Here is an 18,615-nt window from a genome sequence, read left to right on the forward strand (position 1 = left end):
CCGCGCTGCGGCCCATCGCCGGCAAGCCGGCCCCCACAGGGTATTGGGTGTGGGAGCCGGCTTGCCGGCGATGGGCTGCAAGGCAGCCCCAAGGCGAACTTACTTCTTGGCCGCTTCGTACAACGGCATCACCTTGGGAATCGCTGCCTGCAGCGAGGCGATCCGGCTTGCCGACGCAGGGTGAGTGCTCATGAACTCGGGCGGTGCACCTTCGGACGCCTTGCTCATCTTGTTCCACAGGGTGATCGCGGCGTTCGGGTCATAGCCGGCACGCGCCGACAGCTCGAGGCCGATGAGGTCGGCTTCGTTCTCGTTGGCGCGGCTGTTGGGCAGGGTCATGGCGTAGTTCACCACCTGGTCTGCCAGGGCGATGCTGTCCTGGCCGAGGCCAAACAGCGCACCGGCGCCCTGGCGCGCCATTTCCACGCCATAGGCCTTGGACATCGCTTCACGGCTGTGCTCGCGCAAGGCGTGGGCAATTTCGTGGCCGACCACGGCGGCGATCTCGGCATCGGTCAGCTTGAGCTGATCGATCAGGCCGGTGTAGACGATGATCTTGCCGCCGGGGCCGCAGTTGGCGTTGAGCTCATCGCTCTTGATCACGTTGACTTCCCATTGCCACTGCGCAGCATCCGGGCGGAACTTCGGCGCCTGGGCGATCAGCCGGTCGGCGATGGCCTGGACACGCTTGGCATCGTTGCTGGACTTGTCCAGCACGCCTTTGCTCGACGCCTCGCCAAGGGTCTGCTGGTACGACTGGGCGTACATCTGGTTGACCTCAGCGGTCGACAGCATGCTGAACATGTACTGCTTGCGCTCGACGCCGACAGCGCCGCCGCTGGTGGTATTCACTGCCTGGCAGCCGGCCAGCAGGATGCCAGCACTCAACAGGCTGACGACAAAAGACTTACGCATGAAAACACTCCCTTTTTACATGCGCCGTATCCTAGGCCGAGTCGCCTGGGCCTGCCATAGCCGCAGGGAAGATTTCTTCAGCTGCATCGGCCAGCCCATCAGGCCGGGGTCAGGCACTCCGGGGCATCCAGCTTGGGATCATTGACGAAATTGGCCAGCGCTCGCTCGCGCAGCGTGGCCGGGGGGCTGGCCAGCAACTCGTGCAAACGTGGCAGCGGCGTTTCAGGGTCCAGCCACGCGGCCTGGCCGGCGTCATCGAGAATCAGCGGCCGGCGCTGGTTCATCGCCGCCTGGGTCACCACCGCGCAACTCAACCACACCTGATCCTGCACCGGATACGCCTCCCACACCGCAGCGAAATACAGCGATGAGCCCTCCCCCGGCGTCAACCAGTAAGGCCGCTTGCGCACCGTGCCACGCCACTCGTAGAAACCATTGGCCGGCATCAGGCAGCGCCGCTGGCGAAACGCCTCGCGGAACATCGGCTGTTCAGCCAGGGTCTCGGCACGGGCGTGGGCAGGTGTACGGGAAAGGTCGGTTAGCCAGGCCGGCGTCAGGCCCCAGCGCGCCATGGCCACTTGCATCTGGCCGTCGAGCTGGCGCTGGATCAGCACCGAGCCGCCGGGCGAGATGTTCCACTGCGCCGGCTGGCCGGCAGGGAAACCTGGCAACCCGGCGAGCGCCTGGGGCCAGCGAAACAGGGCGTAGCGTCCACACATGGGCGAATTCGAAACCTAGCAGATCAAGGTACCGGGATAACTCTCCGGTTCGTCGCCGGCAAGCGGCTGGGCGCCATTGTACGCATCGATCAGCTGCCGTGCGTAACCGGCCTGCTCATTGGGCACCGCCAGGCCCAGCAAACCCTGCATCGGCAGCTCGCCGACGCCGCCCATCAGGTCACGACCGACCAGGTGCACCTCGACCCCCTCGCTGGCCAGCATGCCGACCAGCATCTCGGCCTCCAGCAGGTTTTCCGGTTCGTAGATCCGTTGCATCAAGCATCGTCCTCGCGTCTGACTTCGAGCATCCATTCGTCACCATGCACCTGCAGGATGAACACCACGGGCTGGCAACAAACCTGACAATCTTCGGTGTAGACCTGATCGCCAGCGGAAAGGTCGACGGTGGTCTCTACCCGCTCGCCACAATAGGGGCAATCATAGAAGTCGGTTTCCAGCATCGCGGCCTCCGCGGTGACTTATGCGTATAATTGCCGGTCTGTTTACAGGGCCTGCGTGTGTCCGAGCCGTTTTTCGGGCCCCACCCCTACCTTATTACCCTAGCCGTTTCCAACAAGAGAGCATGATGGGCGAATTCGATGCCATCCGACCGTACGACGACGCTGAGGTCCCTGCCGTTCTGGCACGCCTGCTCAGCGACCCGGCATTTCTCGATATCCTCACCCACTTCCGCTTCCCGCGCGCCGCTGGCGCCCTCGGCTGGTTGCTCAAGCCGCTGATCGCCCGGCGCCTGCGCAAGGAATTCGCCGGCGTCAGCTGCGTGTCCACGCTGCAGGACAAGGTCGAGTACTACGTCGACCAGACCATCGAGCGCGCCACCGACGGCGTCACCTACTCCGGCGTCGAGCAGCTCAAGTCGGGCACGGCCTACCTGTTTCTGGCCAACCACCGCGACATCGTCATGGACCCGGCCTTCGTCAACTACGCGGTGTACCACGCAGGCCTGCCCACGCCGCGCATCGCCATTGGCGACAACCTGCTGCAAAAGCCGTTCGTCAGCGACATGATGCGCCTGAACAAGAGCTTCATCGTCCACCGCTCGATCACCGGGCGGCGGGAAAAGCTTGCGGCCTACCAGCTGCTGTCGGCCTACATCAACCATTCGATCCGCAACGACGGCACCTCGATCTGGATCGCCCAGGCCGAAGGGCGGGCCAAGGACGGCGACGACCGCACCGATTCGGCGATCCTCAAGATGTTCCACATGAGCCGCAAGGACGAGCCGTTCGGCAGCGTGATCCAGGGCCTGAACCTGATACCGGTGTCGATCAGCTACGAATACGACCCTTGCGACCAGGCCAAGGCACGCGAGCTGTACATCCGCGCCACCACCGGCACCTACAAGAAGGCCCCGGGCGAGGACGACAACAGCATCGCCAAGGGCATTACCGGCTACAAGGGCCGCGTGCACATCAACTTTGCCGCGCCAGTCACCGACTACTACGAAGACACCAAGCAGCTGGCCCAGGAAATCGATCGGCAGATCCTCGGCGGCTACCGGCTGTTCCCGGTGCACTACCTGGCTTATGCGATGTGGAGCGAGAAGGACGAGGCACTGCAGGTGCCGAGGGCCGAGCAGGTGTTCCCGGCCGAGGAGCTGGCCAAGGCCAAGGAAGAATGGCAACGCCGCCTGGATGCCTGCCCCGAGGAGCAGCGGCCGTACCTGGTGCTGCAGTATGCGACCCCGGTGCGCAACCAGTATCAGGTCAGGCAGCAGGCGCCGGTGGCCTGAGGCTTTGGGGCTGCTTTGCAGCCCTTTCGCGACACAAGGCCGCTCCTACAGGTAACGCGTAACCCTTGTAGGAGCGGCCTTGTGTCGCGAAAGGGCCGCAAAGCGGCCCCAAAATATCAGACCCAGGTACTGAACCAAGACAGCATCAAGGCCAAGGCCAAGCAAGAGAACCCAAGGATGTAGAAGTAGCGCGGCACGCGCTGGTCGAACGCATCCACCACCCCCTCCTCTACCGCCAGGCTCTCGCGGGCATCGGCCTCGCGCCGCCGCGCACTGTGCAGCAGCAAGCCGCCCGGGCAGGTCATCAACAGCGCCAGCAGATTGATCAGTTTGGTCGGGTGGGCGGACAAAAAGCCCCAGAGCACTTGCAACGACATCACGCAACCTCGGACAGAACGACAGCGAAGGCAGGCATTCTACCGAAGTCCACCCTGCGCGCCCGGCCATGGCGACCAACTGTCACTTAATTTCATCTGTCACATGCTCGTCATCAGAACAGGCCACCCTGTCGGCCTCTTCTGATACCGGAGCTTGTTCATGCTGCATGCCGAAAACCAGGATCGTCTCTATCTCGTGGCCCAGAGCGATGAGCAACAGGCGCTGATCGACGGTTTTGCGATCAATGTCCAGGACCGCCAGTGGCTGGTCTACTGCGCCCTGGGCGGGCATGTGCACCATGACCTGCCGGAAGTGGACATGCTCACCGGCGTCAGCGTGCTGGATTTTCATATCGAAGCCGCTTGATGCAGGCGTAGAAAACAAAAAGCCCGCTGCCTGAACCCAGGCAGCGGGCTTTTCGATGTGCAGCGCCGGGCTTACTCGCCCAGCACCTGCCCGATGGTCGGGTCCTTGAACAGGCGGGTCAGCGCATCGCTGAGCACATCACCCACCAGCTTGGTGTTGGTTTCCTGGTTCGGCGCCATGCCGAAGCGCTGGTCCAGCGAAGCGCCGTAGCGGCCGCTGTAACGGCGGTTGGCATTGGCCACGTCGGCACGGAAGGTGGCACCGATGGTGGCCTCGGTCACGTACAGGTTGTCCTTGGGCGATTGGTACTTGAGCTCGGCCAGGGTCACGGTCAGCTGTGGCGCGTTGTAGGCGTTGGGCGTCGGGGTGAAGCCCAGCAGGCGCACGGCAGCTTCGGCCTGGGCCTGAAGCTTGGGCACCACATCGTTGCCGTTGACGCTGATGGTGCTGGTTTCAGGGTACATGCCACCCCGGGTGCCCAGCGACTGCGAAGCCCGGCCATCGACCACCTTGACCACCACCGGCTGGCCGTGGCCGACCGGTGCGAGCTGGGCATTGAGCTTGGGTTGCGGGCTGAGTTGTTGCGGGCTGTGGGCACAACCGACCAGGCTGAGGCTGGCCACGGCGATCAAACCGAACAACAGACGTTGCAACATGCGCGTTTCTCCAGAAAATGCGGCAAAGGCCCACAGTATACCTAGCCGAGGGCTGACCAGTCATCGGCCCGGCACCCCTGTCACAATCGTTTCATGGCGGCAACGTTATCCTTGCGCCAAGCCCTAATGCACAGGACTCGCTGCCATGGCCTCGTTTTGGACCTTGCTCTTCCAACGCCCGCGCGACAACTGCTATGCCCGCCTCGACGACCAGGGCAAGTGCCTTGCATTCAAGCAATGCCGCCAGCCGCCAGGGGGCAGTGGCTGGGTGCAGATCGGCGAAATCCACCTGGCCTGGCTGGGCCGCGAGCTGCCCGCCGAAGCGCGGGTTTGCAGCCATGCAAACCGCCGCTGGCAGCAGCGCAGCCTGCCAGCCTGACAAACGCTGCAATAAAAACCACGAATTACGACCTTTCTGCCCGCGACATCGCTATAATCTCCCCCCGATTATAAGGACGTCTCCTGATCGGGCCCCGCACCTGCCGCTTGACCCCGGCACCTTCACCGCCCCAGCCCACAGAGAGCCTTCCACTCAGGTCTTGCAACGGCTGTCGTGCCTGCTTTTCCGGCCCTTCGCACTGCATGAACCTGTGGGTTGCCATCGCGCAGTCCCCTTTTGAGGTTCACGTCTCCAAAAGAGCGTGAAAAAACGGTTTTTCACAACTTCACGAGAGTGTGGCGAGCAATGAACAGTCTGGCATGTGCAAAAGCGGCAGATGTGTCCCGAACAGCCCTGAACAGGCGGCTAAAACGCTCATTCCCAATGGGTGATTGAGGCCGTTCCATAGCGCACGCACGACACCTTGACCATAAGTCGAATTGCCGCACCCGTGGCAAACGGCGTTCAATACCTGAACCCAAAGACTGATTGGCGGTGTCCGCGGAAGTTGCAAGAACTGCGAAGAGTCGGACATGGCGATCCTGGCGACCCTGGGGTCCTATGCTGTCAATTAGGTAGCTGTAGATTGTGGAGACGCGTTAAATGGCGCAGAACGAATCGGTTGATGTAGTACTGGTAGGCGCGGGCATCATGAGTGCCACCCTGGCCGTACTGCTCAAGGAGCTTGACCCGACCCTGAAGCTTGAGGTCGTCGAGGCGATGGATTCCGGGGCCGCGGAAAGCTCCAACCCCTGGAACAACGCAGGTACCGGCCACGCCGGCCTGTGCGAGCTGAACTACACGCCGCAGGCTGCCGATGGCAGCATCGACATCAAGAAGGCGGTGCACATCAACACCCAGTTCGAGGTCTCGCGCCAGTTCTGGGCCTACCTGAGCAAGAAAGGCAACTTCGGCTCGGCGCGTGCCTTCATCAACCCTGTCCCGCACCTGAGCTACGTCGAAGGTGACAAGGGTGTGGCCTTCCTCAAGAAGCGTTTCGAGATGCTCAAGCAGCATCACGCCTTCGCCGAGATGGAATACACCGAAGACAAGGCCGTGATGAACGACTGGATGCCGCTGATGATGCCCGGCCGCCCGGCCGACCAGCACATCGCCGCCACCCGCGTGACCAAAGGCACCGACGTCAACTTCGGCGCCCTGACCAACAAGCTGCTCAAGCTGCTGGGCGACTCTGCCGATGCGCAGGTCAAGTACAGCAAGAAGGTCGTCGGCCTGCGCCGTAACGGCAGCGGCTGGACCGTCAGCATCAAGGACGTCAACAGCGGCGGCAGCCGCGAAGTCGACGCCCGCTTCGTGTTCCTCGGCGCCGGTGGCGCGGCCCTGCCGCTGCTGCAACTGTCGGGCATCCCGGAGAGCAAAGGCTTCGGCGGCTTCCCGGTCAGCGGCCAGTGGCTGCGTTGCGACAACCCGGAAATCGTCAAGCAGCACCAGGCCAAGGTCTACAGCCAGGCCGCGGTCGGCGCACCGCCGATGTCGGTGCCGCACCTGGACACCCGCGTGGTGGACGGCAAGACTTCGCTGCTGTTCGGCCCGTACGCAGGCTTCACCACCAAGTTCCTCAAGCACGGTTCGCTGATGGACCTGCCGCTGTCGGTACGCATGGGCAACATCGGCCCGATGCTGGCCGTGGCCCGCGACAACATGGACCTGACCAAGTACCTGGTCAGCGAAGTGATGCAGTCGATGGAGCAGCGCCTGGAATCCCTGCGTCGCTTCTACCCAGAGGCCAAGGCAGAAGACTGGCGCCTGGAAGTGGCCGGCCAGCGCGTGCAGATCATCAAGAAAGACCCGAAGAAAGGCGGCATCCTGCAGTTCGGCACCGAGCTGGTCTCGGCCCAGGACGGCAGCCTGGCGGCACTGCTCGGCGCTTCGCCGGGCGCGTCGGTGACCGTGTCGATCATGCTCGAGCTGATCGAGCGCTGCTTCCCCGAGCAGGCCAAAGGTGCCTGGGCTGCCAAGCTCAAGGAAATCTTCCCGGCCCGCGAGAAGGTCCTGGCGACCGATGCAGCCCTGTACCACAAGATCAGCGCCGAGAACGATGCGGCGCTGGAACTGGTGGAAGACAGCCCGGCCAAGCATTACGCCTGAACCGGCTGAAACGAAAAAACGCCCCGCGGGGCGTTTTTTTGTGCCTGCTGCCTCGGCGCCGGGTCAGCCACGGGCCTTGGCGATGATCTCGACATACTCAGGCGCATTGCGCTGGTCGGCGATCTGCTCGACGAAGGTCTTGCCGTGCTCGTCCTTGCCATCGAGGTCATAGCCGGCCTCGACGAAGAAGCCGACGAACCGCTCGAAGTCATCCACGCGCAGACCACGGTAGGCCTTGACCAGCTTGTGCAGCGACGGCGAGGTCACGCCATCGGCCGGCTCGAACTGGAGGAACGTCTTGACGTAGTCATCGCTGATCTCGTCACCAATCACCTGCTTCTTGTCTTTGCGCATTGCCGGCTCCAACTGGACCATCACGGGATTTCGAAGGCCGGCAGTTTACCCCCCACAGGCCGCGCGCCTCAACGCGTACGTACGGTGCCGGTGTGCAGGTCGGCCCAGACATGGCCGTTGGCATAGGTGAGGAACTGCACGTACACGGTCTCGTTGCGCAGCAGGTCCATGATCACCCGGTAATCGCTGGCCGGGTAATTGAGGTTCAAGGTACGGGATTTTTCGTCATAGACCGGCTTCTTCAAGCTCTTGCCCGCTTCGCCATCGAAGGTCAGCAGCACCTGGCCGATGGTGGCGCCCTTGCTCAGCGGCTTGCCCTTGAGGCGCATCTGCAGCGAGGCGGTGATCGGGATAGGCTGCTGGTCGGACTGGCGCTGGGCACCGACCACTACCGAATAATCGGTCACTTGCAACAGTTGCTGGGCGGTGGGCGCTTGCTGGCGCAGGGCCTGGTCATCGGGCGGGAGGAATTGGCTGTGCAGGGGGGCGGCGGCGAGCGGCAGGCTCACCGCCAGCAGCAGGGGAAGAATCGCGCGCATGTGAGGCTCCTTGGCATGAAGGCGCACTCTAGCACGCGCCCCAAGGGCGCAATCAATCGAACTGGGCGATCATCCAGGCGTGATAGTCGGCCACACCGGGCTCACCTTCACGGGGCGCCCAATGGGCATGCTCGCCCTCTCCCAACTGGCGATACGGGCCGGCCTTGCACTCGAACAGCACGCTGTCTGCCTCCAGCACCACCAGCCCATGGTAGATCCCGGGCGGCAGGTCGACCCCCAGGCACTCGCCACCCGCCTCGAGCAGGCGCTTGCCGGTGACGTTGCCCAGCTCGTCGAACACCAGCAGGCCCAGGCGGCCCTTGAGCGCCAGCAGGGTCTCTGCCTTGTCGTCGCTCAGGTGCCGGTGCGGCGGGATGTAGGTGGACGGCTGCAAGCCAACCGCCAGGCGGTGGCAAGGGTCATCCATCTCGTGGAAATTGTGGTGATGCCGCCCACGCGGGGCATCGGCGGCTTTCAGCGCCAGCCCGGCAAACAGCGATTGGTCGATGAAGGCGGGCTGATTCATGATTACATTCCCTTGACGGCGAAGATGCCGTTTGCGTTGCGCCAGTAAGCTTTATAGTCCATGCCATAACCAAAGATATAGCGGTCCACGCAGGACAGGCCTACATAGGTGGCTTTCAGGTCAGGGCTGGCCTTGCGGTCGTGGTCCTTGTCGATCAGCACGGCAGTGTGCACCGAGCGGGCACCGGCGTGCTTGCAGAACTCGATGATGGCACTGAGGGTGTGGCCTTCGTCGAGGATGTCGTCGACGATCAGCACGTCGCGGTCGATGAACGACACTTCAGGCTTGGCCTTCCAGAACAGCTCGCCGCCGCTGGTCTGGTTGCGGTAGCGGGTGGCGTGCAGGTACGAGGCTTCCAGCGGGAACTGCAGGTGGGTCAGCAGTTTGCCGGCGAAGATCAGGCCGCCGTTCATCACGCAGAACACCACCGGGTTCTTGTCGTGCAGGTCCTTGCAGATCTGCTCGCCGACTTTGGCGATGGCCGCTTCCACTTCGGCTTCGTTGTACAGGCAGTCTGCCTCGCGCATGACTTGACGGATGTGCTCGAGATCAGCGGACATGGCGCTCTCCGGGGGGTGCATTTTGGAAAAGCGGGCAAAGGTACGCATCCGCTCGTCACAGATCAAGCATTTATGGACTAACGTGCAAAAGGACTGCACGACAGCAAAGGCTGAATAGATTAACCTAGCGCGGTTTTTTTGCCCGCCTTTCGGAGCCCTCTATGCCCACTCGTGAGATCCGCCATCCGCTGATCCGCCACAAGCTCGGCCTCATGCGCCGTGCCGACATCAGCACCAAGAATTTTCGCGAACTCGCCCAGGAAGTCGGCGCTCTTCTGACCTACGAAGCCACCCAGGACCTGCCCCTCGAAAGCTACGAGATCGATGGCTGGTGTGGCAAGGTTCAGGTGGAAAAAATCGCCGGCAAGAAGATTACCGTGGTGCCGATCCTGCGCGCCGGTATCGGCATGCTCGACGGCGTGCTCAGCCTGATCCCGGGCGCCAAGGTCAGTGCCGTCGGCGTCGCGCGTAACGAAGAAACCCTCGAAGCGCACACCTACCTGGAAAAGCTCGCGCCGGACATCAACCAGCGCCTGGCGCTGATCATCGACCCGATGCTGGCCACCGGCAACTCGATGGTCGCCACCATCGACCTGCTGAAGAAGGCCGGCTGCAAGGAAATCCGCGCCATGGTCCTGGTCGCGGCACCCGAAGGCATCGCCATGGTGGAAAAAGCCCACCCGGACGTGCGCATCTACACCGCCTCGATCGATCAGCGCCTGAACGAGCACGGCTACATCGTGCCGGGCCTGGGCGATGCCGGTGACAAGATCTTCGGCACCAAGCAGAAGGACGCCTGACCATGCAGGACGGCTTCAACGACCCGCTCTGGCGCCAGGTCGTTTCGGGCGCGCAGATGCTCTTCGTGGCATTTGGCGCGCTGGTGCTGATGCCGCTGATCACCGGCCTCGATCCGAACGTGGCGCTGTTCACCGCCGGTATCGGCACCCTGCTGTTCCAGCTGGTCACCGGCCGTCAGGTGCCGGTGTTCCTGGCATCGAGCTTCGCCTTCATCACCCCGATCATCCTCGCCAAGGGCCAGTTCGGCCTGGCCGAGACCATGGGCGGCGTGATGGCTGCAGGTTTCGTGTACACCTTCATGGGCCTGATGGTGAAGATCAAGGGCACCGGGTTCATCGACCGCATGCTGCCTCCGGTGGTCATCGGCCCGGTGATCATCTCCATCGGCCTGGCCATGGCGCCGATCGCCGCCAACATGGCGATGGGCAAGGGCGGGGATGGTGCAGTGCTGATGCCGTACAAGACCGCCATGCTGATCTCCATGCCGGCGCTGCTCACCACCCTGATCGTCGCGGTCTTCGGCAAAGGCATCTTCCGCCTGGTGCCGATCATTTCCGGCGTGCTGGTCGGCTTTGCCCTGTCGTTCGCCTTCGGCGTGGTCGACACCGCCAAGATCGCTGCCGCGCCTTGGCTGGAGCTGCCCAACTTCACCGCGCCAGCGTTCAACTGGCAGGCCATCTTGTTCATCGTTCCAGTTGCCCTGGCACCGGCGATCGAGCACATCGGCGGGGTCATCGCGGTGGGCAGCGTCACCGGTCGTGACTACCTGAAAAAGCCGGGGCTGCATCGCACCCTGCTGGGTGACGGCCTGGCGACCACGGCAGCCGGCCTGTTCGGCGGCCCGCCCAACACCACCTATGCCGAAGTGACCGGCGCGGTGATGCTGACCAAGAACTACAACCCGAAAATCATGACCTGGGCGGCGATCTTCGCCATCACCCTGGCCTTCATCGGCAAGTTCGGTGCGCTGTTGCAGAGCATTCCGGTGCCGGTGATGGGCGGCATCCTCTGCCTGCTGTTCGGTTCGATCGCGGCGGTGGGCATGAACACCATGATCCGCCACAAGGTCGACCTGGCCGAGGCGCGCAACCTGGTGATCGTTTCGGTGACGCTGGTGTTCGGTATCGGCGGCGTGCTGATCGGCAGCGGCGACGGCCCGGACGACTGGGGCCTGAAAGGTATCGCCCTGTGCGCCATCGTGGCCATTGCGCTGAACCTGATCCTGCCGGGCAACGACAGCTGGAAGCACAAGAAGCTGGATGATCAGTTGCCTTGAGGAATTGACCTCGCGCGCGCGGGGGTTGTGATGGCCCTATCGCCGGCAAGCCGGCGATAGGGCCATCACAACCAGCGGTAAAATCAGGCCTTCTCGCACATCCCCGCCAGCACCCTCACCCACTCCGGGTGATCATTCAGGCAAGGCACCAGCACCAATTCCTCGCCCCCCGCCTCGATGAACTGCTCCTTGCCCCGATCGCCGATCTCTTCGAGCGTCTCGATGCAGTCGGCCACGAACGCCGGGCACATCACCAGCAGCTTCTTCACCCCAGCCTTGGCCAATTCATCCAGGCGCGTCTCGGTATACGGCTCGATCCACTTGGCCCGCCCCAACCGCGACTGGAACGACACCGACCACTTGCCATCGGCAATGCCCATCTTCGCCGCAAAGGCCTTGGCCGTGGCCAGGCACTGGCCGCGGTAGCACACCGCACGCATCTCGGCGCTGGCGCCCGCGCAGCAGTCGGCCGCCTGGAAATCGTGCTTGCCGGTGGGGTCGAGCTTTTTCAGGTGCCGTTCCGGCAGGCCATGGAAGCTCAGCAGCAGGTGATCGTAGTCCTGTTGCAGGTGCGGCCTGGCACTGGCGGCCAGCGCCTCGATGTATGCCGGGTGATCGTAGAACGGCTGCAGCACACGCATCTCAAGCGGCAGCTGGCCGGCGGCAATCGCCTGCCTGGCCTGCTCCACCACCGTGGTCACGGTGCTGTCGGCGAACTGTGGATAAAGCGGCGCCAGGGTGACCTTGCGCACCCCCTGAGCAGCCAGGCGCGCGAGCACGTCCGGCAGCGCCGGCTGGCCATAGCGCATGGCCATCTCCACCGGGCCATGGGGCCAGTGCTCGACCATCGCCGCCTGCAACCGGCGGGTCAGCACCACCAGCGGCGAGCCTTCGTCCCACCAGATCGAGGCGTAGGCATGGGCGGACTGTTCCGGGCGCTTGATCAGGATCAGCGAGACCAGCAACCGCCGCACCGGCCAGGGCAGGTCGATCACGTAAGGATCCATCAGGAACTGGTTGAGGTAACGGCGCACATCGGCCACCGAAGTGGAGGCCGGGGAACCCAGGTTGACCAGCAGCAGGGCGTGATCGGTCATGCAGCGTCCTATGTCAGAGGCGGCTGGACAGATTGTCCAGGGCCGATTGCAGATCGTTGAAGCGGAAGGTGAAGCCCGCTGCCAGCAGGCGCACCGGGCGCGCCCGCTGGCCGCCGAGCAGCAAGGTCGACAGCTCGCCAAGCCCGGCCTTGAGCAGCAGCCCAGGCATGGGCATGAACGCCGGCCGATGCAAGGCACGGCCCAGGCGCCTGGCGAACTCGCGGTTGCGCACCGGCTCTGGCGCGCAGGCATTATAAGGACCGCTGGTGTCCTTGTGCTGCAAGAGAAAATCAATCAGGGCGACCTGGTCGTCTATATGGACCCACGGCATCCACTGCCGCCCATTGCCCAGAGGCCCGCCGAGCCCCAGCTTGAACGGCAGGCGCAGGCGCGACAAAAAGCCGCCGTCGCTGGCCAGTACCAGCCCGGTACGCACCAGCACCACGCGAACCCCGAAGCGCTGCGCACGCTGGGCGGTTTCTTCCCAGGCGATGCACAGCTGGCTGGCGAAATCTTCGCGCACCGGTTGCGAAGCCTCGGTCAGCTCCCGTTCGCCGCCATCGCCGTACCAACCCACGGCAGAGCCGGATATCAACACCTCAGGGCGCTGCTCTCGGCTTTGCAACCAGGCCAGCAACTGCTCGGTAAGGGTGATGCGGCTGGCCCACAGCAACTGGCGCCGGCCCGCCGTCCACGGCCGGTCGGCAATCGGCGCACCGGCCAGGTTGACGATGGCGTCCACCGGGTCGTCCGCCGCCAGCTCCTGCAACTGGGCAATACCGCGCACGCCCCTGCCGCACAGGCGTGGCACCTGATCAGGGCGGCGGCTCCAGACACTGATCCGATGGCCCTGGCCGAGCCAGAACTGGCACAGGTGCTGGCCGATCAAGCCGGTACCACCTGTCAGCAATATATGCATGGCTGTGTCCTCGCAGAGTGCGGCGATGGTCTATTTTTAACAACAAGGCACTTTTTTAACCAAACGCTCTCGGATAAACATAGGCCACCCTGCCCTATAAGCGGAATAACCTTATACAAACATTGTGCATTGTACAGGTTTGCCTGACAGCGTAGTCTGCGTACAGCAAGGTTCGAAGAGGCCATCATGACAGTACCTATTGCCATCATCGGTGCCGGTATCGCCGGCCTTTCCGCAGCCCAGGCCCTGCAAAAGGCCGGGCAGTCCGTACACTTGTTCGACAAAGGCCACGGCAGTGGCGGGCGCATGGCCAGCAAGCGCAGCGAAGCCGGTGCCCTCGACCTTGGCGCACAGTACTTCACCGCCCGCGACCGGCGTTTCGTCGAACAGGTGCAGCACTGGGTGGAAGCGGGCTGGGCCGAGCAATGGAAGCCTCAGCTGTACAACTACCGCGACGGCGAACTCACCCCCTCCCCCGACGAACAGACCCGCTGGGTCGGCGTGCCGCGCATGAGCGCGATCACCCGCGGCCTGCTCAAGGACGTGACGGTGAACTTCGGCTGCCGCATCGCCGAAGTGTTTCGCGGCAAACAGTACTGGCACCTGCAAGACACCGAAGGCTGCAGCCATGGCCCTTACAGCCGCGTGGTGATTGCCGTGCCCGCGCCTCAGGCCACGCCATTGCTGGCCGCCACTCCCAAGCTCGCGGCAGTGGCCGCGGGCGTTGTGATGGAGCCGACCTGGGCCGTCGCCCTGGCCTTCCAGACCCCGCTGGACACGCCGATGCAAGGCTGCTTCGTGCAGGACAACCCGCTCGACTGGCTCGCCCGCAACCGCAGCAAGCCCGGCCGCGACGCACAGCTGGACACCTGGGTGCTGCATGCCACCTCGGACTGGAGCAAACAGCACATCGACCTGGCCAAGGAAGAAGTGATCGAACAGCTCTGGGGCGAATTCGCCGAGCTGGTCGGCTGCGTGGTCCCCGCACCGAGCTTCGCCCTGGCCCATCGCTGGCTCTATGCACGGCCCGCCGGCAACCATGAATGGGGCGCGCTGGCCGATGCCGACCAGGGGCTGTACGCCTGCGGCGACTGGTGCTTGTCCGGCCGCGTCGAGGGCGCCTGGCTCAGCGGCCAGGAAGCCGCACGGCGGCTGCTGGAGCACCTCGAATAGCCTGTACTGGAAAGCTATACAAAAAATACTACTTGCATAAGTTTGTGGCTATGCTGGAATAAACTTGTACACGCCGAACCACATGTACAAGTTTATTCCGGAGATTGCCATGCCCGACATCGCCGCCACCCCCAAGCCTCGCATCGCCATCAGCGCCTGCCTGACAGGGCACAGCGTGCGCTACAACGGCGGGCACAAAAGCTCCGACCTGTGCCGCGAGCAACTGCAGGCGCACTTCGATTGGCTGCCGGTCTGCCCGGAAGTCGCGATTGGCCTGGGCATACCGCGCGACCCGATACGCCTGGTCGGCGACCCCGAGCACCCCGCCGTGGTCGGCACGCGCAACCCCGAGATGAACGTGACCGCGCCGCTGCGCCAGTACGGCGAGCAGATGGCCAGCGAGCTGGATGACATCTGCGGCTACATCTTCATGCAGAAATCCCCCTCCTGCGGCCTGGAACGGGTCAAGGTCTACCAGGACAACGGCCACCCCGCCTCCCAGGGTGGTACCGGCGCCTACGCGGCGGCGTTCTGCGCCCTGCGCCCGGACCTGCCAGTGGAAGAAGAAGGCCGCCTGCACGACCCGGTGCTGCGGGAGAACTTCATCAGCCGCGTGTATGCCTATGCCGACTGGCAGCATCTGCTGGCCCAGGGCCTGAGCCGCGGCGCCCTGGTGCGCTTCCACTCACGCTACAAGTACCTGCTGATGGCCAACAACCCGCACGCCTATCGCCAGCTTGGCCGCCTGCTCGGCAGCATGAGCCGCGATGACGACCCGCAGGTAATCGGGCCACGCTACTTCAGCCAGCTGATGCAGGCCCTGCGCCGATGCGCCAGCCGAGGCACCCATGGCAACGTACTGCAGCACTTGAGTGGCTACTTCAAGCACGCACTGACGCAGCAGGACAAAGCCGAACTGCAGCACATCATCGACCAGTACCAGCAAGGCGTCGTACCCCTGGTGGTGCCGCTGACCTTGCTCAAGCACCACCTGCGCAAACACCCCGACCCTTACCTGCAAGAGCAGGCCTACCTGCAACCACACCCCGACACCCTGGGGCTGCGCAATGCGGTCTGACGAACTTCTGCCGATCGGTGAACTGGCCCGCCTCACCGGCGTGAACCCGGTAACCCTGCGTGCCTGGGAGCGGCGCTATGGCCTGCTCAAACCGCAGCGCACCGCCAAGGGCCATCGCTTGTACCCAAGCGAGCAGGTCGAGCGGGTCAAAGCGATCCTCGCCTGGCTGCAGCGCGGTGCATCGGTGGGCCAGGTCCGCGACCTGCTCGACAAGCCCGCCGCCGTTGCCCCCCAGGGCGACTGGCAGGCGCGCCAGGCACAGCTGATCGAGGCCATTGCCAACCTTTCCCAGCGCGCCCTCGACCAGCAATTGAACCAGGCCATGGCGCTCTACCCTGCCATCACCTTGTGCGAACAGCTGCTGCTGCCGTTGCTGGACAGCCTGGCACTGCGCTGGCGCAGCTATTTCAATGCCCAGCTCGAGCAGGTGTTCTTCCACACCTGGCTACGCAGCAAGCTGGGCGCCCGCGTCTACCACGACAACCTGCTGCTGCAGGGGCCTGCGGTACTGCTCGCCGAAGACGCCGGGCAGCCCTTCGACCCTGGCCTGTGGCTGTGCGCCTGGCTGCTGACCAGCAATGGCATCCCGGTCGAAGTGCTGGAGCAGCCCGTCAGCGGTGCACTGCTGCAGCGCGCGGTCAGCGTATTGCAACCGCGAGCGCTGCTGCTGCACCTGGGGCCGCGAATCGATGCCAAAGCCCTGCAACGCACGCTGCAGGGCATTACCTGCGTGAAATTGCTCGGGGGCGCCACGGTGTCCCTTCATCGCGCACAACTGCAATCTTTCGAACTTTCCCATCTGTACCTGTTCGACAGTCCACAGGCAGCATTGCGTTTGCTGCAACACCCTGAACACCCGCCTGCCGAGATGACTTGACCATGCAATTGATCTGGTTGCGCACTGACCTGCGCATCGACGACAACACCGCCCTGAGCGCCGCCGCCGAGCGAGGCCCGGTAGTGGCCCTGTGGCTGGCCAGCCCGGGCCAGTGGCAGGCCCATGATGATGCGCCGTGCAAGGTCGACTTCTGGCTGCGCAACCTGCGCGACCTGCGCCACTCGCTGGACGCGCTCAACATCCCGCTGCTGATCCGCAAGATCGACACCTGGGATGAAGCCGCCGCCAGCGTGCTCGAGGTTTGCCGCCAGCACGCCATCGAGGCGGTGCACTGGAACGATGAATACGGCATCAACGAGCAGCGGCGCGACCAGGCTACCCGCAAGCACCTGCAGGCAGCCGGCATCCAGGCCCACAGCTACCTGGACCAGCTGCTGTTTCGCCCCGGCACACTGCTGACCCGTGCGGGCGACTACTTCCAGGTGTTCGGCCAGTTCAAGAAAGCCTGCCTCGAGCACCTGCACCGCAGCCTGCCGGCACTGGCCCCGCGGGTGAAAGCACAAGCGCCGCTGGACATCGCCAGCGACCCGATCCCGCAACATATCGACGGTTTCGAAAAGCCACCCCGCGCCCTCAGCGACCACTGGCCTGCCGGCGAAACACAAGCGCAAGCGCGGCTGACGCGGTTTCTCGACGAAACCGTGGAGGACTACCAGCACCTGCGCGACCTGCCCGCCGTACCCGGCACCAGCCAGCTCTCGGCTTACCTGGCCGCCGGCGTGATATCGCCCCGGCAATGCCTGCATGCGGCCCTGGCCAGCAACCGGGGCGAATTCGACAGCGGCAGCAGCGGCATCCAGACCTGGATCAACGAGCTGCTTTGGCGTGAGTTCTACAAGCACATCCTCAGCGGTTATCCACAGGTGTCACGGCACCGCGCCTTCCGCGCCCACACCGAGGCCCTGCCCTGGCGCGATGCCCCCGACGACCTGCAAGCCTGGAAAGAGGGGCGCACCGGTTTCCCGCTGATCGACGCCGCCATGCGCCAACTGCTGCATACCGGCTGGATGCACAACCGCCTGCGCATGGTGGTGGCCATGTTCCTCAGCAAGAACCTGCTGATCGACTGGCGCCTGGGCGAGCGCCACTTCATGCGCCACCTGATCGACGGTGACCTGGCTGCCAACAATGGCGGCTGGCAGTGGAGCGCCTCCACCGGCACCGACGCCGTGCCCTATTTCCGGCTGTTCAACCCCATTTCCCAGTCACAGCGCTTCGACCCACAAGGGCGCTTTATCCGCCAATGGTTACCAGAATTGAGCCTTTGCGATAACAAAACTATTCATCAGCCGATGAAATCGGCGGATCTGTTGTCTATCAATAGCTATTACAGTCCAATCGTCGATCTCGGAAGTAGTCGTCAGCGTGCACTGGAGGCGTTCAAAAGCCTTCCACGCCGGCAGGAGCAGAGGGCAGCATATTGAATAACTCGCGAACGTTCTGGGTCACGGGAGCAACCAACGGGCTGGGCTTGGCCTTGGTCGAGCGATTGCTCGAACTGGGCCACCGGGTTGCCGCCAGCGGCAAGGACGGCGAAGCACTGGATGCCTTGGCCTCGCGCCACGGCAGCAAGCTGCTGCGCCTGCCCTGGCAGTTGCACGATGAGGAGCAGGCGGCCAGCGCCTGCCAGCAGCTGTGCCATGCCTGGGGCACGCTGGACAGCCTGATCATCAATGCCGGCACCAGTGATTACCTGGCCGACGATGTAGCCGACAGCGAGCTGTTCGAGACCATCGTCAGCAGCAACCAACTGGCCGGTGAACATTGCCTGAGCAAGGTCCTGCCGTTGCTGGCCAAGGGCGATTCACCGCAAGTGATGGCCATCTTCAACCGCTATTCGGCGTTGCAGCTGCATTCACCCACCCAGGTAAGCGCAGGCTGGAACAACATGCCCCAGTGGCTGCGCGAGGAACGTGACGAGCTTGAGGAGCTGGGGATCGACCTGACGGTGGTGGCGCCACATTCACTCAAGACCCCGGTGACCTCCGCCCAGGCCGCCCCCGATGCCTGGACGCCACAGAGTGCCGCAGAGGAATTGCTGCGGCGCTTGCCGCTGCGTGAACCTGAACTGGTGCTGGAGGTACTCGACTTGAGTGCCTTGTGGCCACTGTCACGCTGA

Annotated in this window: 23 protein-coding genes; 11 read left to right on the forward strand and 12 right to left on the reverse strand. The window is 63.8% G+C overall.

All coding sequences use genetic code 11. From position 1 onward, the window contains the following. Positions 1-99: 99 nt before the first annotated feature. The 4 genes from L6D75_RS09270 to L6D75_RS09285 form a co-directional block, all read right to left on the reverse strand. Positions 100-915 (reverse strand): M48 family metallopeptidase, encoded by an 816-nt coding sequence (locus L6D75_RS09270; RefSeq protein ID WP_176516811.1) that lies wholly within the window; start codon positions 913-915, stop codon positions 100-102. Positions 916-1,013: 98 nt separating this feature from the next. Continuing rightward, entirely contained in the window at positions 1,014-1,634 is a 621-nt protein-coding gene (locus L6D75_RS09275) for an SOS response-associated peptidase (RefSeq protein ID WP_176516810.1), read from the reverse strand. A gap of 15 nt (positions 1,635-1,649) precedes the next feature. Then, positions 1,650-1,910 (reverse strand): putative signal transducing protein, encoded by a 261-nt coding sequence (locus tag L6D75_RS09280; RefSeq protein ID WP_176516809.1) that lies wholly within the window; start codon positions 1,908-1,910, stop codon positions 1,650-1,652. After that, a complete protein-coding gene (locus L6D75_RS09285; RefSeq protein ID WP_176516808.1) occupies positions 1,910-2,095 on the reverse strand; it encodes a CPXCG motif-containing cysteine-rich protein in 186 nt (61 codons plus the stop codon). The genes L6D75_RS09280 and L6D75_RS09285 overlap by 1 nt, the downstream gene beginning before the upstream one ends. Positions 2,096-2,217: 122 nt before the next feature. On the opposite strand from L6D75_RS09285, the gene L6D75_RS09290 reads away from it, so the two are divergent. After that, entirely contained in the window at positions 2,218-3,387 is a 1,170-nt protein-coding gene (locus L6D75_RS09290; RefSeq protein WP_176516806.1) for a 1-acyl-sn-glycerol-3-phosphate acyltransferase, read from the forward strand. 116 nt (positions 3,388-3,503) lie between these two features. On the opposite strand, the gene L6D75_RS09295 is transcribed toward L6D75_RS09290, so the two are convergent. Beyond that, positions 3,504-3,764, reverse strand: coding sequence for a hypothetical protein (locus tag L6D75_RS09295; protein ID WP_176516804.1), 261 nt, complete (start codon positions 3,762-3,764; stop codon positions 3,504-3,506). A 160-nt stretch (positions 3,765-3,924) separates the two neighbouring features. Here L6D75_RS09295 and L6D75_RS09300 point away from each other — a divergent pair, with 160 nt between their 5' ends. Further along, the gene (locus L6D75_RS09300; RefSeq protein WP_176516802.1) at positions 3,925-4,131 is read left to right on the forward strand and encodes a hypothetical protein; all 207 of its coding nucleotides are present in this window, start codon (positions 3,925-3,927) and stop codon (positions 4,129-4,131) included. Positions 4,132-4,202: 71 nt separating this feature from the next. On the opposite strand, the gene L6D75_RS09305 is transcribed toward L6D75_RS09300, so the two are convergent. Next, positions 4,203-4,787, reverse strand: a complete 585-nt coding sequence (locus L6D75_RS09305) for a YajG family lipoprotein (protein ID WP_176516801.1) — start codon at positions 4,785-4,787, stop codon at positions 4,203-4,205. A 145-nt stretch (positions 4,788-4,932) separates the two neighbouring features. Between L6D75_RS09305 and L6D75_RS09310 the strand changes: the two genes are divergently transcribed. Continuing rightward, entirely contained in the window at positions 4,933-5,166 is a 234-nt protein-coding gene (locus L6D75_RS09310) for a hypothetical protein (RefSeq protein WP_176516799.1), read from the forward strand. A gap of 603 nt (positions 5,167-5,769) precedes the next feature. Next, the gene (gene mqo, locus L6D75_RS09315) at positions 5,770-7,275 is read left to right on the forward strand and encodes a malate dehydrogenase (quinone) (RefSeq protein ID WP_176516797.1); all 1,506 of its coding nucleotides are present in this window, start codon (positions 5,770-5,772) and stop codon (positions 7,273-7,275) included. 63 nt (positions 7,276-7,338) lie between these two features. Here mqo and L6D75_RS09320 read toward each other — a convergent pair whose 3' ends face one another. The 4 genes from L6D75_RS09320 to L6D75_RS09335 all read right to left on the reverse strand — a co-directional run bounded on the left by L6D75_RS09320 (position 7,339) and on the right by L6D75_RS09335 (position 9,254). Continuing rightward, positions 7,339-7,629 carry a PA4642 family protein gene (locus tag L6D75_RS09320; protein WP_176516795.1) on the reverse strand — a complete coding sequence of 97 codons (291 nt, stop codon included), beginning with the start codon at positions 7,627-7,629 and terminating at the stop codon, positions 7,339-7,341. A 68-nt stretch (positions 7,630-7,697) separates the two neighbouring features. Continuing rightward, positions 7,698-8,168, reverse strand: coding sequence for a hypothetical protein (locus L6D75_RS09325; protein WP_176516794.1), 471 nt, complete (start codon positions 8,166-8,168; stop codon positions 7,698-7,700). A gap of 52 nt (positions 8,169-8,220) precedes the next feature. After that, complete coding sequence (locus L6D75_RS09330; RefSeq protein WP_176516793.1) at positions 8,221-8,694, reverse strand: WbuC family cupin fold metalloprotein; 474 nt, start codon at positions 8,692-8,694, stop codon at positions 8,221-8,223. Between the two features lie 2 nt (positions 8,695-8,696). Then, positions 8,697-9,254: a hypoxanthine-guanine phosphoribosyltransferase gene (locus L6D75_RS09335; RefSeq protein ID WP_176516792.1), complete on the reverse strand. Its 558-nt coding sequence runs from the start codon at positions 9,252-9,254 to the stop codon at positions 8,697-8,699. Positions 9,255-9,415: 161 nt separating this feature from the next. On the opposite strand from L6D75_RS09335, the gene upp reads away from it, so the two are divergent. Continuing rightward, the gene (gene upp, locus L6D75_RS09340; RefSeq protein ID WP_176516791.1) at positions 9,416-10,054 is read left to right on the forward strand and encodes a uracil phosphoribosyltransferase; all 639 of its coding nucleotides are present in this window, start codon (positions 9,416-9,418) and stop codon (positions 10,052-10,054) included. A gap of 2 nt (positions 10,055-10,056) precedes the next feature. Then, positions 10,057-11,331, forward strand: coding sequence for a uracil-xanthine permease family protein (locus L6D75_RS09345; protein ID WP_176516790.1), 1,275 nt, complete (start codon positions 10,057-10,059; stop codon positions 11,329-11,331). A gap of 83 nt (positions 11,332-11,414) precedes the next feature. Here L6D75_RS09345 and hemH read toward each other — a convergent pair whose 3' ends face one another. Continuing rightward, positions 11,415-12,428 carry a ferrochelatase gene (gene hemH / locus L6D75_RS09350; RefSeq protein ID WP_176512159.1) on the reverse strand — a complete coding sequence of 338 codons (1,014 nt, stop codon included), beginning with the start codon at positions 12,426-12,428 and terminating at the stop codon, positions 11,415-11,417. Positions 12,429-12,441: 13 nt separating this feature from the next. Continuing rightward, positions 12,442-13,347, reverse strand: a complete 906-nt coding sequence (locus L6D75_RS09355; protein WP_176512160.1) for a TIGR01777 family oxidoreductase — start codon at positions 13,345-13,347, stop codon at positions 12,442-12,444. A 186-nt stretch (positions 13,348-13,533) separates the two neighbouring features. Here L6D75_RS09355 and L6D75_RS09360 point away from each other — a divergent pair, with 186 nt between their 5' ends. From L6D75_RS09360 to L6D75_RS09380, 5 genes are all read left to right on the forward strand, one after another. Next, on the forward strand, positions 13,534-14,520 hold the full coding sequence (locus tag L6D75_RS09360) for an NAD(P)/FAD-dependent oxidoreductase (protein WP_176512161.1): 987 nt from the start codon (positions 13,534-13,536) through the stop codon (positions 14,518-14,520). Positions 14,521-14,629: 109 nt separating this feature from the next. Then, positions 14,630-15,598, forward strand: a complete 969-nt coding sequence (locus tag L6D75_RS09365; RefSeq protein ID WP_176512162.1) for a YbgA family protein — start codon at positions 14,630-14,632, stop codon at positions 15,596-15,598. Next, a complete protein-coding gene (locus L6D75_RS09370; RefSeq protein WP_176512163.1) occupies positions 15,588-16,475 on the forward strand; it encodes a MerR family transcriptional regulator in 888 nt (295 codons plus the stop codon). The genes L6D75_RS09365 and L6D75_RS09370 overlap by 11 nt, the downstream gene beginning before the upstream one ends. 2 nt (positions 16,476-16,477) lie before the next feature. Then, positions 16,478-17,920, forward strand: coding sequence for a deoxyribodipyrimidine photo-lyase (phrB, locus tag L6D75_RS09375; RefSeq protein ID WP_176512164.1), 1,443 nt, complete (start codon positions 16,478-16,480; stop codon positions 17,918-17,920). Further along, a complete protein-coding gene (locus L6D75_RS09380; protein WP_176512165.1) occupies positions 17,917-18,615 on the forward strand; it encodes an SDR family oxidoreductase in 699 nt (232 codons plus the stop codon). The genes phrB and L6D75_RS09380 overlap by 4 nt, the downstream gene beginning before the upstream one ends.

The organism is Pseudomonas faucium, from assembly GCF_021602585.1.
Lineage (GTDB): Bacteria > Pseudomonadota > Gammaproteobacteria > Pseudomonadales > Pseudomonadaceae > Aquipseudomonas > Aquipseudomonas faucium.